This is a genomic window from Chromobacterium violaceum ATCC 12472 (assembly GCF_000007705.1).
GTDB lineage: Bacteria > Pseudomonadota > Gammaproteobacteria > Burkholderiales > Chromobacteriaceae > Chromobacterium > Chromobacterium violaceum.
In genome coordinates, this window is sequence record NC_005085.1 from 2,793,554 (window position 1) to 2,810,740 (window position 17,187).

The following is a 17,187-nucleotide window of genomic DNA, read 5'->3' on the forward strand; positions in this document are numbered from 1 at the left end:
CCATAATTATATTTTCCAATATCCCGATCATATCCCACTCGCTCCTAACTATGGTTACGATCGTGGTTGTGGTTGGGATTTTAACGATGGGATTTTAAAAACTGTTCCCTCCGGAAGCTCATCGTCTCTTGAAATGCTGATGTTAAGCAGAATAAATTGCTCCACCTCCGCAGCAGTAACATTAGGAAATGTATTTATAAACTTATCTTTCACCTTATAAAAAGTATCACCTGACAGACTCTGATATGTTCCACCAGAAACCATAGCGGTCGATTTCTCTATCGATAAGTTTTCGGAAGACCCTATCAGTGGGATTTGAAACACTGTCCCCACCGGAAGCTCACCATTTCTTGAAATATGCGTGTTAAGCCAAGAAAATTTCACCACATCCTGAGAAGTAGCAGTAGGATATTTTCTTATAAATTCGTCTTTCACGGTATAAAAGGTATCACCTGACCGACTCTGATATGTTCCACCAGAAACCATAGTGGAAGTAGGCTTACCTGATATCTCGACCTGGTCCGTGTGTTGAATCACGGGAATACTAGAAATTGTTCCTTGGCTCGACTGCGGTTGCTGTGTTAACGGTGGGATTTTAAACACTGTTCCAACCGGAACCTCATTGTTTACATATCTTCTGAAAATATTCGAATTAAGATAAAGAAATTGTGACAAGTCAGAACCACTAGCATTAGGATATGCTTTCCTAAATTCTTCTCTCACCGTATAAAAACTATCACCTGGCTTACTCAGATATTCCCCGCCAGGAACCATGGCGGAAGCAGGCTTATCAATTTCATTCAAACTGCTTAACACACCGTTCATTATTGCCTCTTCACCCATGCTTTCCGCAGATTGATCCTTAGACAAATTATTAAGTACGCAAGCACGTATAATTTTCCAAGCGCCTATTCTTCCATGCGCTGCGATCAGTGCTTGACCCGCAGTCGCATCCATTGCACGCTGCGTCAAATACCCAACCTTCTCAGAATGATTAAGCGTGCCAAAGTCTATCTTGGCTTTCATTGCGCCTATACTGGCATTTTCATTTATTCGCCCACTGGGATTGGCGCTATATTTTGTTCCTTTAAAATCCACCTTCACATTGCCTTCGACCACATTCCATGGGCTCCAGAATTTTGTTTGCCAAACCGGCCTTATATGCAAAAATGGCAAGTGCGTTGCTTGCAAATAGCCATTTGGCGCACTAAGATACCCAACCTTAATATTTAAAAGATCCAGCTCTTTCTTCAACCTTACAAGATAATCTCCATCCCCTACATTGCAAGAGTCAAGACGCAGAACGCCAACTTCCTTCAGACCATAACTCTGCAGTTTTTCAGCAAGTTGTTTCGGACTGAAATGCTGTGGTAGACCAACCCCTTGGGCTCCCGGATCGGATGGCCCCGTAATGCTTCCATGAACAGGAATATCCAATCTGTCATTCAGCGTTAGATGAGACAGCGTATCGCTTTTCGGGGGATTTAAAATACTTGTTGGCCGTGTGGCAGATAGCTCACCAAAGACATTTTCCTGGGGAATTCCATGCTTCGCCATGGAGCTTTTCGCATAATCATCAAACAATGTCCAGTTCCTTCCCCCCGTATCACCGATCTGGAAAACATATCGTTTTCCTGAGTCAAGGTTAACAGTGCCTTGCATCTCAAAATACTCATCAGCCATGCCGGCTGGCAAGGTAGAAGCTGTCACGGGTGTACTACCCGCCCCTCCAGGTCTAACCGTAGTTCCCCAAGTAGGCCCGTATTGATTAGTAGGTACATTAGACAGCCATGCCCTGCTCTGCTCCGGGTACTTTGGAATATGAGAAGGTTTAATTTCTAACCCCAGTGCCCCTGCTATTACGCCGTCATTTCTGCTAAAGCAAAATCCTCCGATGATGGTATCGCCTTTTTGTGCATTTATGAGAATATTTTGTACATACTCATCAGTCGCGTGAGCCAAATCAACAACCACAACCCGGTCTCTCACTGCAGGAGGAAGATTTTGTGTATCCTCCATGGTGAAACGCATTTCTGCATTCAACTCACGATCACGCACTCCATCTGGACTTCCATGAGTGCCTGTCAATATATAAACTTTGCCGTTAGGATTTTTATTCAACGCATCCATGACCTGGTTATTAACAACTGCACCATTAGTCATGCTAGTTGTTAGGCGCACTTCTGCCCCTTGTCTATTTTCAACCCTTTCAAAAACTTGGGCTCTTCGCTCATACAGCCCTTGCTCATTAAGATCGTATTCAATTCTCCCTGCCTTTCCATTCACCACGCCAGAGACAGATGGTCTAAGTCCCATAGAACCCTCAACGACTTGAGCGCTTTTATAAGGGTCGGTGAAATTGTTTAATTTATATCCAAACGTACGTTCTGAGGTTTTCACCTCCACCCACCACACAGCCAATTTCTCACGCGTCTCAAGGCTATGTTTAAAAGCACCAGACTCTGTTTTACTGATCAACTCTGCATGTATGGCCGCAGCTAAGCGTTTGTAATCATCCATTTTCGCTTCTGGTGATTTTCTTAAAAATGCCTCACCACCTAAAGCATTTTGCATATCGACCAGCCTGGACAAATCTTGAGAATGTGGTGGTTTACTTAATAGTGTTCGATTCAGCCCAAGCACTGACTCCAATCGAGCCTTATTCCTTAGCCCCAATGCATTCACATTATCCAGCTTTGGTTTTAATAAAAAATCGAATTTTTCCGGCTTCCAACTATCTATCTTTTCCCTTAGCGCAGTATCGCCAATGGTAGATGGGCTTGTTCGGAGTTCACTTTTATAAATCTGTGCACTTTTTTGAGTACTCATCATTTCATCAACCCATCGAGGTTGATTTATCACTTCGCCCACAACAGTAGAGGGCCCACCTGCTGCTTTAGTGGGATTCGTCAGCAAGTCATCATTTTTTGTAACCTGCATCTTCAGCAGTCTTGTTTCGTAATTGGATAGCATCAATTTTTTCCACTCAGACTCAGGCCCAACAAACATCTTGCCGTCAACCATTTCCACACCGGCCCCAATTTCGCTTCCTAATTGCTCTTTTAGTTTGTTAAATTGAGTGATCGACGGATCAATGATATAAAATTCATCATTAACCTTTACCCTTATCACAAAATGATTCTCCGGACTATCCATTGCAGCATTCCAACTCAGCAACTGGACAATCTCTGGATCCTTCCCTTGAGCCTTGGCGCTGCCATACGCTATCTTGGTGACATCTCGACACCGATCAGCTGGATTATCCATGTAAGTCTTCAGTAAGGCGTTGCCTTTAAGATCCGTAATCACAGAGTCCAGTTCTTGAGGCGCCTTCCTCGGGACTGCTACCTGCCCCAAACCACCGGCCCGATTTCCAGAGTTAACGACTCGCGGCGGAACTGTATCACCGGGGTTCCAGCTGCCGGTATCCGCGTCGTAGTGCACCGGCGTGCCGTCTCCGCCATCGGGTTTCCGTATCCGCCAAGTAGAATGGCTATCGTCCCGGACCACCTCATAGACGACGTCGTCCTGCTTAATGTAAGTCTTCCCGCCTTTCAAGTAAGTCCCTTGGTTGAGTCCGTCGCGCTCGATCTTGACGCTGTTCAGGTCAACGCCGCTCACGCCCTCTGTGGGGTCAAGCATCTGCAGCGTACCTTTCTGCCCGGCCCACTGGCCGTGTTCATTCTGTTGAGGTCGTCTGATATTCAACGGCTGATTGTAATTTTCACGACCGATGTTAGCGGGAATAGGTGGGTTACCCTCTACCCCCAGAGGAGGTCGGGTATTATGCCAAGATGTTTTCCCGCCACCCAGCACCCCCCCCATCGGCTTGAGGGCTTCCTTCATCTTCTTGAAATGATTGATCACATCCAGAACATCGCCGGCATCCCCAGGAAGGGAGAGTACGATATCCAATGCAAGGTCTGTTTTCAGCTGCGCTCTCTTGGTGTCATCGTCCTCGATGCTTATCTCTAGTTCGCTCAAGCTATGAGACAACAAAGTCAAACCGATATTCAAAAAAGCGACACTCTCCAGGCGAAAGAACGGCAGAGTAGCCATTGCCATTCCATTAACAAGCCTCTTACCGGCTGCAGTCAAGTGCTTTACCCAAACCTCGCCTTCCGTAGAAAACAAAAAATCAACATTATTTTTAGCATCTGAAATTTCAATAGCTGAAAATTGTTCTGCCAACTGATCTAGTGAATCCACCAAATCAATTTTGAATTTGGGCCCGTAAAAGGTTGGAGCCTCCGTTTGCCCCATCATTAATGCTTGTTGTGACAAAGCGCCTTCATAACGAGTGGCGCTAAAAGCATAGGCGTCTTTATCAGTTTCTGTAAAGAATTTGTTTTTATTCAAGTTGAAATTTGGCAAAAGAAACGCTTTGAGATCTTCAGCATCCTTTTTAATGCTAGCATCACTAGCACTATTTCTTGGACCATAGTCTTTGTTTGGTTCTACCTCCAACGTTTTCCCGGTCAAGATATTAACCAGTATTTGCTTTCCTCTACCCTTAGGGATAGCAACAATGCCAACCACCTTGACAGGATCATTTTCCTTGCCAGGGCCACCGGCTTTACTTAGAGCAAAAACAGGATCACGGCTATTATTTAGAGTAAAATACCCTGTTTTTATTTTTGAATCTGCCGCATCTTTCAATTCTTTTATATTTTTTTCTTCTCCAATGCGCCGTAGTGTATTTTTAATTGTTCCTTTCCAGATTTGCTCGCGAAATACCACAGATTCATTCTGCTCCATGTCGGACAATTTGCGCTGAACACTCTCATGAAGCATTGACGTAATCGGGAATGTCTGCCTACCAATATACGGAGTTGTATGGAAAAGAGATTTAATGCTTCGAGGAAGGTCCGTGACTACTGAGACATGGCCATCTCCGATGTCATGAACATACGCGCCCCGGGCGAGATCCAACAGCTTGACCTTCATCGGCTGCTCAGGCCCAAAAGTCCCATCAGCTGTAATTGTTTTAATTTTAATATCTACGATAGTGTCAGGCGTAATACTATTTACACCTTTAGTTTTTAAAATTTCACTCAGAGCATTCCAGCTCAACTTCGTTATATTCATCTCATGCGGATAAGCTCTGCCATAAATATCATCAACGACCCTTATTTCCTGTTCCGTCATATTGGTCGAACGCTTTAATCCAGAGGCAAGCTGAGTATAAAAATCTCTAGCCTGATCCTTTGTTACCTCACGCCTCCCGTTCACTATCGGGTGAGCCTCATCATATTCCTTTATCAGATCAAGCAATTCAGGTTCGCGACGTTGGGTGTGATGAGATGGCAGGGACGCGAAACTTAACCCGGACGACGTGTCCCTAATCTCTTTATCTTCGTCCAATGAGACAGGCCTTCCTGTCCGCAGATTGTCCAGCAACGCCATCAAATTGCGGGTCTCCTGCTCTTCCGTACCCACCAAGTGGACCAACTCATGCCGCAGTACGCGTGTCAGGTCGTTTGCGCCTTCCCGGATAAATATACGCTGATGGCTGTCATCCCTCTTGACGCATGCATCAAAGTTTGGCTGTCCCTTTTCCGCAGGCCCAAGAATAACCAGCTGATCATCGTTCTCACCTCCCTTCATATAGGAGCGTATTCTCTTGATCTGGTCTTCACATTGATCTCGCAGTCCCTCAGGCGTTCTACCCATTTTTCTTATCAGATCACGCTGCTTCGGCGTCAGATTATTCAGTTTGTTTTTTTCCTGCTCCAATTGTTCCAATGCCTCGCTCAAGGCCGAGTCAATGACCCTCTCCTCACTAGGTCGCATTCCGTCCGGGCCACCACGCCCCCGGCGGACGATATCGGCCGACTGGCTGACCTGCTTCTCCACCGCGTCATCTTTTCCTTGATAAGCACGCGCCTGCGGAGCCGATATGGAATCCCATTCTTGGCATGCAACAGCCGCCACGTAAGCCGTCGAAAATGCAGCCTCAAGAGGAAATTTTGTAGCCAGCTTCTTCAGATGCTCTATCCGGTCTTTATCTGCGACGGCCCAAATAGCCAGCGGAGCAGCCATAGCCAAATTCACGCCACGGGGAAGGAAAGAGGTCACCAACCTGAACACGGCCTTAGGGACTTCCCGTTTCAGATAACTTTTGATCGCTTCCACTGGTTGCCCTTGGTTTGGCATGGCACTGTTCTGCAGCGCCCGGATTCCCAACGTAATGGAGATGGGAGCGATCGCAGCTTTCAACCACGCCGGGCGTGGTATATCCAGATTTTTCCTCCCCTCAGTAGACATTATTCTATTCAGAATGTGATTCACCAAGCCGTCTACTGTGCCAAATCCAAGGTCTACAGATGCTGCAATGACTCCGGATACACCTCCGCTAGCCACTTTTTTCAGCCCCCATTCCTGCAGGTACTTGTCGAATGTGTCGGTACGATTAAGCTCTTTTTCTATTTTATCAGGCAGCGATAATTTCCCATCCGCTATGTCATTGATTGCCTGAACAACACGATTACGCAGCAAAACGGCATTCGGATCATTAGTTCGGCCAAAGCTCTGCTTCAGATTTTCGTTAAACACATGGTCCATCGCCCGTTCGATGATTTCATCTGGAACCTCAGGGTGTGCTTTCGAATATTGCTCGACCTGTTCAGATGCCCACATGCCGACAGCCTTGCCCAGCCGACCATCTACGTCGAAATTATGCAACTTCTCCCCTGTGGCCGATTTGACCGTGTCTTTAATTTTATTCTTAATAATTTTCGCATTTGAACTTATAACTTCCAATGCCTTGAGCTGATCTTTTTTATTATCCGATAAGGCAGCCTTTTCAAGCTCTACTGCAGTTCGGGATAGCATCTCCGCAGCCGATGTGAGTGACTCTTTGAACTCGTGCGTTGTGACGTTTTGCTGCGTGTTTTTCGGCTCTGGCAGATGTGAAATTCTTTCCTGCACTCGCTCTTTAAGCGTCTGGCCCACTTCCTGTGCAAACTCACGCGCCTTTTCGCAAACATCACGGTACATGTCCGATGGATAATTTTTGTTTTTACCTGCCTGCTCTACAACTTCTTTCAGTTCACTCGTGACTCGTGTTAATTTTTCAGTCGTTGACTGAATTTCTAGCGCCGCAGCAGAAAAGACAGGCTTTGCCACACCAGGGAGAAACTCTCCTCTCAGCATTCTGATCAGAGCGTCTCCCTGTTTTTCCTGAGGAGCGCGAGGGATATTCAGTGCCGGCAGGGGGGATTTGGCATGCATTTTCTCCCCTCCTGCAAAAACCCTCATCGCATCGATTACCGGTTGGAAAAATTCATCAACTCGGTTAGGAGCTTTATAATAATGATTCTTCGGTTTTGGTGCTCGCTCCGGATCGCTCAGCGCAAACCGTAACACATCCATTCCGCGCGTGAATTTATTTTTTATTTTCTCTCCGACTTGACTCCCACCTCGTGCCACAAGTTTAAAAAAAGGGTCGTCCTTTCCAATCTGCAACTTTTCTTTTACCGCTTTCCAATCCGTGCTAAGCAAGCTTCCGTTCAGGGCTCTTACAACGGCAACATTATCATAGTCTCTTTTCTCTTCAGCCTTAATTTTCCCAGCAATTTTATCCAAAAGCGAACCATAGTTTGCGATTTCTTTTAATTGACCGACAATGCCATCGAGTGAATCAATTGCCGTAGCAACCCCATTCGCAATCAGAATATGTGGCGTCGATTTTCCAAAATGATTTTGCAGCTCCTGCATATCTTCTTTTTTATTCAGATAATCCAACCCTGAAGGTCCGGGAAGGCTTAAAACTTCATAGGCCCTCGCCTCAGCCACCTTCGCTGCGCTCTTTATTTCTTTTATTGTCTCCAGCAGCTTCCCTGCCATCGGATTATTTTTCTCTGCCGTTTCGACCGTCCAGTTTTCAGCAGAAATTAACATTTCTTTTGCCTGCGTCAACCCTGTCACGGCTGATTTCATGGCGGCAATCACGTCATTCAATTGTTTGACTGAATGACGGGTTTTTGTGGCCTCATCGGTATCCTGCTGTTTCCCCAATACCGCTTGTGAGCAGTCCGCCATCTGCACCAAGCTCTGTTGAAGTAGTTGCAGCTCATTTGCAATAGATTGCAGCTCACCCGGCAATTCCTCGTATATGGCACCCAGATCATCCTTTATACTATTTAACTCTGCCCTATTTAGCTCTGGTCTTTCTGGGCTGTGCCCTTTAATCTGAAACGTCTTCCATCCCAAGTACTCGCCCTTGAACTCGGCATCGAATTTTTTAACTGCCTGATGATACAGTTCTTCCGATTTCTCTGCCCCCAATCCATCTGCTACTGGCTCCTTGACAGACTGCTCTGAAAAGAGCTTGACTAACTCTCTTTCTAGCCCGGCCAGCTCTTCACTTTTAAAGCCACCTTCGATGTCTGCATCATTAGATAGGAACTCCTGCGTGTATTTCTCTTCCAGTTCGATCAGCTCATCAGGCTTCCCATCATTTTCGGGCATCCAATTGTTTTCCTGATTACTGACCATTTGCTGAAGGGTTTCCTCAATCGCATGCTCTATCCGCCCTAGCTCGTACTTAGTCAAATGCTGTGACACTCCACCAGCATCGGACATGCCAGTGGATAACCTTTCCATCTCGCCATCACTCAGCTTTCCATTTTCCTTAAGCTCGGATGGGAGAGAGGGGATAAGTTTAAGGCAGCACTGATATAGATCGCGGATAAAATCATCTTTAGTCCAGTCCTGACCAGCAGACTCGAGGCCGGATTTCATTTGGATAGCCGTAAACAAATTCATCAGCGGCGCGAACGGGCTCTCTGCGAGCGTTTTTTCACCACTTTTCTGAATTGTGGCCACAGACGAACTAGCATCTACACGGTTTTGGGTATGATACAATCGCGATGTATTTTGGACCATGATTTACACTCCAGACAATATTAAAAGACAAATATTCACAAACCAGAAGATTACTGAAAAATCTTCTGAAAAAGATTAAGTCCCTACAGCTCACCTCACTCGCACCACAAAAACACCTTATGCGAGAGCTCCTAAATTCATCCTTGGCTAGAATCGACAACAGGCTCAGCGGCGCTACCCAGACTAGCGCTCACACTCATAAAATTACCGCCGCGTGCTTCTATAAAATCTTTAGGAAAAAGAGAGAGTTCGCCTTGTTGTGGGATATTGCAATCAAGCAAGCGCTCTTGCCACATTTCATGACTATGCGAAAACAAACGGCTTATGGCCCAATCAAATTGCTCATTCAAGCTCAATGATAGAATCACCAACGGCGTCTGCAATAACGCCTTGCCCGCCATAATGCTGGCGTCAGATTCAATAAGCAGCTTGGGGAAAGAAATCAATGCCTGCTTGAGTTCCTCATATTGCTCAGGGCAAACATATAACACACCCTCTTCACTATCCAGCAATGCTCTGACACGCTCTCGCAGCAGATTAATCAGCAGCTGCGACTCGTTTTGCTGTCCATAATACTCTTTAAACACTTTAATCAGAATATCGCACAATTGACCTTCCAGCCGTTCAATAATCTTATGCTCCAGTTCCTGCTCGGCAATCAACCATTCAACGACATTGGCAACCGCTTGTTGCCGAAGCGCAGGCGCCTGCTGCTCTAGATTTTTCAACCCGTCCTGCCATGCGGCTTCACTTATTTCTTCATACATTTCACACAAATTTTCGATTTTTTTCTCACCATCTTGGATAATACTTTTCGCCTGCTCTCTAGCTTGTTCGATTATTTCACTCGCTTCGATATAGTCTGCCAAATCACCGGCAGGAATAATCGGCCCAAGCGGCGCATTGCCCGGCAGTTTCGTGATGGGAAGGGAAAGCAGGGTCATGAAGCATCCAGTTCTTGATAATCTGACAGTCGCCGTCGTTTCGGCAGACAACGCTAGGGGTGATATCTGCGCCACAAGATGGCGATGACTCGGCCAGCTTGTACGCAGGCAACTTGCAGCAGGGCGATCTCCTGCCGCCGTTGCAAACTGTGCGGTTGGCTCAGTTGCTGTTTCAGTTGCGCTTCCCCGGCTTCCAGCCGGGCGAGCAGCGCATCGCGCACCGCGCCATGCACGTCCCGCCGCAGCGCGTCTTCCAGATGAGTGATACGGGCCATGGTTTTTCCTTATTGGCGATTTACAGATGAAGTGGAATGGAAACCAGCCGCTGCTCCTGTATCAGGGTCAGCGCGGTGTGGCTCAGCGCATAAATCCGGTAGCCGCTGGGCAAGGTGCCGCCTTGCTGCAGACGCATGCCATTGGCCAGTTCCACATAAATGGAGTTGGCGTTGCCGCCCACGCTGACGATGGCCGCAGGCAAGATATTCGCCGCCGGCGCTGCGGCGGGGATGTTCTGGAAACGGGCTTTCAGCCGCGTGCCGTCCGCATTGAAGGCCGCTGCCTCCGCCGCTACCGCGCGGGCCCGCTCAGGAGGCAGCTGTCCGCTGATCAGCAATTCCTGGCCGGACACGCCGATGCTCAGTCCGTCCAGCAGACGCTGGCGACTCAGCCGATCGACCAACCGGCCGAACAATTCGGCTCGATCATTAACCACACGCCAGCCATTCAGCGCAGATATCGCCCTCAGCTGCGTACTCGCGCGCAGCCAGGCGGCATTGGCCTGGATCGCGCCGTGGATAACAACTTGATCTGGCTTGGCTCCGGCGCTGACTTCCACTTCGCGGTAGCCGTTCAATTCCAGCACTTGGCGAACCTGGCGGCGCAAGGTGTCGGCGTCCAGGCTCTCGTCACTGAAGTTCAAGCCTTGCTCACGCATCCGGCCCCGCAGCCGCTCGATGGCTTTCGATGAGGCGCACAAGCCACTCAAACGGACCACGCCGCGCTCATCCCATTCGGCTTTCACACCCGACAGGCCTGGGTCGGCCATTTCCCGCGCCAGCCAAGCCCGCGCATCAAACAGCGGCGGCTCGACCGGCTTGGGCCACAGCAGCACCGCTGTCGCCAATGCGGCGCAAATCAGCACGATGCCTCCGGCCAAACGCCAGGAGCGGGCCGCGGGCTTAGTCGTGGCGACTTCAGGCAGCCGTCGGGACGGCAGCGTCAACATCGCCAAAGCCGCATCCGCTTCGGCCAGCACCAGCCCCTGTCCGGCCAGGTCTATCGCCTGCCCCAACGGCAGCGCCTGGCCAGCATCCCACGGCAAACCCTCTACCCACACTGGGACCGGCGGCGCCATCGTCACGCCTTCCGGCGTCACGGTCAGCACGGTCGCGGCCCCCTCTTCCAGCGCCAGCGCGATATCCGGGTCGTCGCCGCCCAAGCGGAGCTCACCGGCAGGCAATTCCAACTCCCGCCCCGCCAGCGGGCCGTTCAGCCACTTCAGCTTGAACAAATATTCCATTTTCACTGCGCCTTAGGACTGAACCGCGGGTTCGGCCTTGATCAGGAATAGGCGAACGGTGCTGCGGCTATTTTTCTGGGTAGAGCGGAACAATTTGCCTATCAGCGGGATATCGCCCAGCAACGGAATCTTGCTCTCGCCCTCGCTATGCTCGTCCTGGACAAACCCGCCCAACAACAAGCTTTGACCGGCTTTCAGCAGTGTCTGGGTGGACACTTCAGCATTCAGCGTCTGCGGCAGCGGCTCATGCTGGCTGACCGTGCCGGCCTGGCGGCCATCCTGAATCACCAGCGTCAACATCACGTTGCGCTGGCCGCCTTCATCAACCAGCCGCGGTGTGACCCGTAGCAGAGAGCCGGTGGAGATGGATTCCAATTTGGCGACTTTTTCCGCCAACAGCTTGGTGTAGAACGTGATGTTGCGGTCCAGCACCGCCTGGGTGTTATCCAGCGTCACAACAGAAGGACGGGACAGGATCTGCGCCTTGGCCTTCTGTTGCAGCGCATTGAGCTTGACCATGAAGCCACCGGTGTTGGAAATCACGGTGGAGAAATTGTCCGAGCCTTGCTGACCAGCACTGTTGAAACTGATGCCGTTGCCGCCGATGCTGGCCGATGCCGACCAATCGATGCCCAATGCGCTCAAATCTTGGGAATTGACATCGATGATCATCACCGACACCTCAATCAACGCCGGTTTGCGGTCAAACTGCTCAATCAAACTGGCATATAGCGGCATATTGATTTTGCGATCACGCACAATGACCGCGTTCTGGCGCGGATCCGCCGAGAACATCGGCAAGCTGCGGTCGGTCGGCGGCTGCTGGCCTTGGTTTTCCTTCAATGGCAGCGTGCGGCCCTGCGCCATGTCCTTCAGCACGCTCACCACCCCCGGCACCGCCACCTGTTGGCCGCGATAGCTGTAGCTGCCATCCGCCGCGGTAGCGTATTTCAACGGGAACAGCTGGATGATTTCCTGGTTTTGTTCGTGATTGAGCTTCTGCTCATCAATGCGCTTGGCCAGCTGTTCCACCCGGTTGAGGCAAATCGGCACGCCATGCACCTCCATCGCGTTGGACGCCGGCACCGCGCGCACCCGGCAATAGCGCCGGTCCAGAATGCCGCTGCCCTGCAATTGGCTGATCAAAGTGCTCACCTGCAGATAGGCGGGGGTGATCAGCTGGCTGCTCACTTCTTGCGCTTTGTAAACGTAGATGGCTTGCCCGTCGTAATACCATGCCAGCTTATGCAGGCGCGCCAGCTGATCCAGCGCCTGCTCCGGCGGCATGCTGCGGATCGCGCCGATAAAGGGCTCGTCGACCTGCTTGCTTACCACCACCGGGACGCTGTAATTGGCGCCCAGATCGCGCAGCACATCCGCCAGCTTGCTGCCGCGAGTGGACAGGAAAAATGGCGCGCTACTCTGCCATGGGATAGCTGCGAACGCCTGTGCGCAAGTCAATGCGACCAAGCCAGGGCCAAGCCATTTCGATGCTCTCATACCCGCCTCCCAGCTGCCGAGCCAATGGATGAAACCGAAGAAGCATGCTTGACCAGCCAGGCCACCACGGCCAGTTGCTGATTCAATGTGGCTTCCCACTCGACGGCACTGAGACCATGCTCATGACGGCGGACCAGATATAGTTTGCCGCGCTCGAGCAATAAGCCATCATCCAGATTGGTGCGTATCGACGCCAGCCATAGACAAACGCGCTGGAGCCAGGCGTCATCCAAGACCTCCAGTTCGATTTCAATAGCCAACGTGATTCCTTGCGGATAGGACCATCCCCAAGCGGGGACGCCTGCCAGATCCAGGAGCCAGCGATCACTGCGGGGCGAGAGCACGCAAACCCATTCCAATGCGGCCAAAGAGTCAGGAAGTTTCATCGCGTCTCGATTACGTTGGGGAAGGCTGACATTGTGCGAAGATCGTCAGCGGAGATTTATCAGGTGATGACCTGAAACCCTGCGTAGCGACGCCCCTTCTCTTTTTTACTTGCGCTCTTGACTGCCTACTTACTTACGGTACTTGACGGAATCGGTAGAGGATCAATACTCTGATGAGGACATTCCTAAAATCAGCGATGCCAAATAGGTAGACATCATGATGACGCCAGCCGCCCCTTCCGACGCTGCCGTACAACGGGTACTTTTGGTAGAAGACCATTCCCTATTGAGCAATGGCATCAAAAACCTGTTATCGGCATTGCCAAGCTATCATGTGGTCGGTGAAGTCAATGATGGTCTGGGAGTCTATTCCGCCTGTCAGCGGTTAATGCCGGATTTGGTATTGCTGGACTTGGGTTTGCCAGGCATGGATGGCATCGACGTCATTCGCCAATTGAAACAACGCTGGCCGGAGCTGAACATCATCGTGATCACCGCCGACAGCGCCGAACATAGAGCGCGGGCGGCGCTGGATGCGGGAGCGCTCGCCTATGTGCTGAAGAAAAGCCCGCAACAGACTTTGCTGGCCGCGCTACAGATTGCATCCCAGGGTCATATTTTCCTCGACCCGTCCCTCGATCTGGAACAAATCACCGAAACCCGCAACGTGGAAGGCCCAACCCGGCTGACCATGCGGGAAAACCAGGTGCTGAAGCTAATCGCGGAAGGCATGCGCAACCGGGACATCGCGGAGAGTCTGAAAATCACCATCAAGACAGTGGAAACCCACCGGCTGAATCTGATGCGCAAACTGGATGCCCACAATGCGGTAGAGCTGACCAACTGGGCGATCCGACTAGGCATACACTAGCTCGGAGGTTTGCTTGCCCAAAACCGAAGAAAAGAAGAAGGTTAGTTAGGCCCAAGCACAGATCCATCGATGTGAGTCCGGCCCGCATGAAATCATCCCCAAAGCGGTGAAGCGGGTCCGCGAATGCGCGCCACTTCATGGAGTCGACGCGCTATTGCCGGCATTCAGTTGTGACGAAGCGTGTACAGATGTTGTCATTGCATGGAGTCGCAACCATCGGCTTTCAGCAATTCTCGTAACCTGTCTATGTCTCGCCGACTTGGCCAGGCATCTTTCATGATTCCACCCTCCAGCCGTTCGCAAACCAGATGCACGCTTTCCATCCCAGCCAGGCCCGCGCACCCCTTCAACGCATGGAGCGCTTCCAACAGCTCCTGTGATTCTCGCGCTTCCCATGCCTTGCCGATGCGTTCGCCAAACAACAGAAGGGTCGCGCCCAACTCCTCGCGAAGCTTGTTATCCACCAGTTCCAGCATCGGTTTTTGCAACTGGGCATTCGGCATCAATTCAGCGCCTCGGGCCAGTTGCAAGGATACCGCCAGCTCAATCGCCGCCATCAACTGCTCCAAACTCAGCGGCTTGGGCAAATAACCACTCATTCCCGCCGCTTTGGCCCTCTCCCCCTCTCCGGATATCGCATTGGCTGTCAGCGCGATGATGGGGACCTCGGCATCCAGAACATCGGCGTCCGAGTCGCGCCAGCGCCGCGTCGTCTCATAACCATCCATATCCGGCATGCGCACGTCCATCAGCACCAGATCGTAGACAGCCTGCCTCCCATGCTCCAACGCCTCCCGGCCGGAAGCAGCCGTTTCCACCTTGTGTCCCAGCTCGAGCAACATCCGGCCGACAATATCGCGATTGACGCTGACATCGTCCACCAACAATACCTTCAACGACCACGGGCACAAGGAGAGCGGCGCGGAAACATCTTCAACCAACTCCTCATTATGGATGATAGCCTGCAAAATCCGCCATAAACGCCACGGCAAATACGCCAGAGATGGTGACTCCAGGCGTGAATCCTCTCCTTCTTGCGGTTCGATTCCCCACATGCGTAATTGTGGATGCAAAGCTTTTGGCGCGATGAAAGGACCGGAGAGTTTTTCTAGCACAGCAAGCGAATCACTCAATGGCAGCATCAAAGTAAAACAAGATCCCTTTCCCAGTTCGCTCTGCAGCAAGATTTCTCCGCCCATCAAATTGGACAGCCGGGAAGCGATGGTCAATCCCAGGCCATTGCCGCCATTATGCATATGAACCTGAACAAATGGTCGAAAAATATCCAGTTGCTTGTCTTCCGCAATGCCTGGGCCCGTATCCTCAATGGAGATCGCCAGCATGTCTCCCTTGCGCGCAACCAGTACGCTAATGTGCCCGCTCTCGGTAAACTTGACCGCATTGCCTAGCAGATTGATTAGAATTTGCTGCACCCGCATGCGATCCATAGCCATTTCAGCCGGAACCTCATCTGTTACCAAAACTCTTAGCGCCAAATCTTTTTCTTGGGCCCGCAAATGAATGGTCAACATGACCTGATCCAGTACCTGCAAAACAGATACGGATTCGTATGACAACTCCAGCTGGCCCGCTTCGATATGGGAAAAGTCCAGCAAATCATTAATTATGATCAGTAGATAATCCGTGGAAAACCGCGCAGTATCGATGAGCTCTCTTTGCTGCAATGTGAGTGTACTGCGCTGCAACAAGCTCAATGCGCCCACCACCCCATTCAGTGGTGTGCGTATTTCATGACTGATGCTGGCAATATGCTCACTCTTACGCCGGCTCATCAGCTCTGCTATTTTTCTGGCCTCGTCCAACTCTTGGGTGCGCTTATGCACACGTGCTTCCAGTGTCCGATAGTGGGACCGAATCGTGGCCAACAGCTTATTGTAGGCCTTGGCTATGCGACCCAATTCATCCTGGCGGTTGTCTGGCAGACGGTAATCTAAATTCAACAGCTTGAAACGATCTATCACCGCAATAATCCGCTGCAAAGGACTGCCCACTTGTAGCTTAAGCACCAAAAACGTAATGACCAGCAGCATAAACAGCATTATGACGGTTGATGGCAAGGTTCCAAGTAGTAGGTCCAAAGACTTGCTTGCCACTGCACGCTGTGGATATCTGGCGACCATGCTCCATGGAGGCCCCTTAAAGGGCTTGCATACATAGTAAAAATCATCAATCCGGACAGAGACGTCTTCATTGCAAGATGGGAAATGGGCGGCAGGAAAATCTTCGAAAGGAATCGCTTTATCCGTCGTCGCTATAGGTAGCCATTCTCCATCATAGGTCAACATCGCAAAAGAAATATCGTTTCTCAACTCATGATTCGGCATGGGCATCCGCCAAACTTCAACATTCTTGCCTATCATCACTCCGGTGTCAGGCTGAATTTCGGCAACGGAAACATATAATTTATTAGTAACATCCCAAAAGGGCCTGCCCCAGTGAAAACCATGCGTACCGGGCGTATTGGCAAGCTGGCTAAGTATACGCATCCTTTTTTGCAAATAGACATCGGACATAGAGTTTGGATTAAAGAAAACAAACCCTTGCTTCGGCAACATTACGAAAGTCGATTCGTGATCGCTTCCGTTCTCATCGCCGAATATCTCCACAATCTGCATTGCTTTTTTCAGCTGTTGCGGATCGGGCTTTGCCCCAGAAAATGGCACAAATACCGTTCGTTCGACGGCGACGTCAAGATCCGCTTCACTTTTCATCGATGCCCATAAAGTAGATAGGGTATGAATGCGCCGCTCAGCCTGTTCATAATGGTTGCTCTCATCATTTACCGAAGCGCTGAGTTCCAATGAAAGCTCATTGCGGATAATGCTTTGCGTGCTGATATAACGCGAATAAAAAACAATGCATTCCGAGGAAAGCCAAAAAATGATGATGACACAGCCAAGCGTGATGACTAGACGCCAGGTCAGAGCGGTTTCCCATAATTTTTTCATAATCCAAATAATCCTGAAACCGATGCGCAAGGGGCGCCCCTATCCCTTTTGCAAAGTTAAATCATACGGTACGTCTACTCCTTCAGGTATTCACCCGATAGTCCCACTC

8 protein-coding genes are annotated in these 17,187 nt (G+C 50.3%); 1 reads left to right on the top strand and 7 read right to left on the bottom strand.

Annotated features, from left to right (window positions below):
- Window positions 1-54: 54 nt before the first annotated feature.
- The 6 genes from CV_RS23545 to CV_RS23550 form a co-directional block, all read right to left on the bottom strand.
- A complete protein-coding gene (locus CV_RS23545; protein WP_011136140.1) occupies window positions 55-8,889 on the bottom strand; it encodes a hypothetical protein in 8,835 nt (2,944 codons plus the stop codon).
- A gap of 137 nt (window positions 8,890-9,026) precedes the next feature.
- Window positions 9,027-9,833, bottom strand: coding sequence for a type III secretion system stator protein SctL (gene sctL / locus CV_RS12700; protein WP_011136141.1), 807 nt, complete (start codon window positions 9,831-9,833; stop codon window positions 9,027-9,029).
- 53 nt (window positions 9,834-9,886) lie between these two features.
- Complete coding sequence (locus CV_RS12705; RefSeq protein ID WP_011136142.1) at window positions 9,887-10,108, bottom strand: EscE/YscE/SsaE family type III secretion system needle protein co-chaperone; 222 nt, start codon at window positions 10,106-10,108, stop codon at window positions 9,887-9,889.
- 20 nt (window positions 10,109-10,128) lie between these two features.
- The gene (gene sctD, locus CV_RS12710) at window positions 10,129-11,352 is read right to left on the bottom strand and encodes a type III secretion system inner membrane ring subunit SctD (protein ID WP_011136143.1); all 1,224 of its coding nucleotides are present in this window, start codon (window positions 11,350-11,352) and stop codon (window positions 10,129-10,131) included.
- 12 nt (window positions 11,353-11,364) lie between these two features.
- A complete protein-coding gene (locus CV_RS12715) occupies window positions 11,365-12,852 on the bottom strand; it encodes an EscC/YscC/HrcC family type III secretion system outer membrane ring protein (protein WP_011136144.1) in 1,488 nt (495 codons plus the stop codon).
- The gene (locus CV_RS23550) at window positions 12,849-13,238 is read right to left on the bottom strand and encodes a hypothetical protein (protein ID WP_011136145.1); all 390 of its coding nucleotides are present in this window, start codon (window positions 13,236-13,238) and stop codon (window positions 12,849-12,851) included. The genes CV_RS12715 and CV_RS23550 overlap by 4 nt, the downstream gene beginning before the upstream one ends.
- Before the next feature lie 217 nt (window positions 13,239-13,455).
- On the opposite strand from CV_RS23550, the gene CV_RS12720 reads away from it, so the two are divergent.
- Window positions 13,456-14,109, top strand: a complete 654-nt coding sequence (locus CV_RS12720; protein WP_011136146.1) for a two component system response regulator — start codon at window positions 13,456-13,458, stop codon at window positions 14,107-14,109.
- 194 nt (window positions 14,110-14,303) lie between these two features.
- Here the strand turns inward: CV_RS12720 and CV_RS12725 are convergent, their stop codons facing one another.
- Entirely contained in the window at window positions 14,304-17,108 is a 2,805-nt protein-coding gene (locus tag CV_RS12725; protein WP_080509010.1) for a two component system sensor kinase, read from the bottom strand.
- Between the last annotated feature and the right edge of the window lie 79 nt (window positions 17,109-17,187).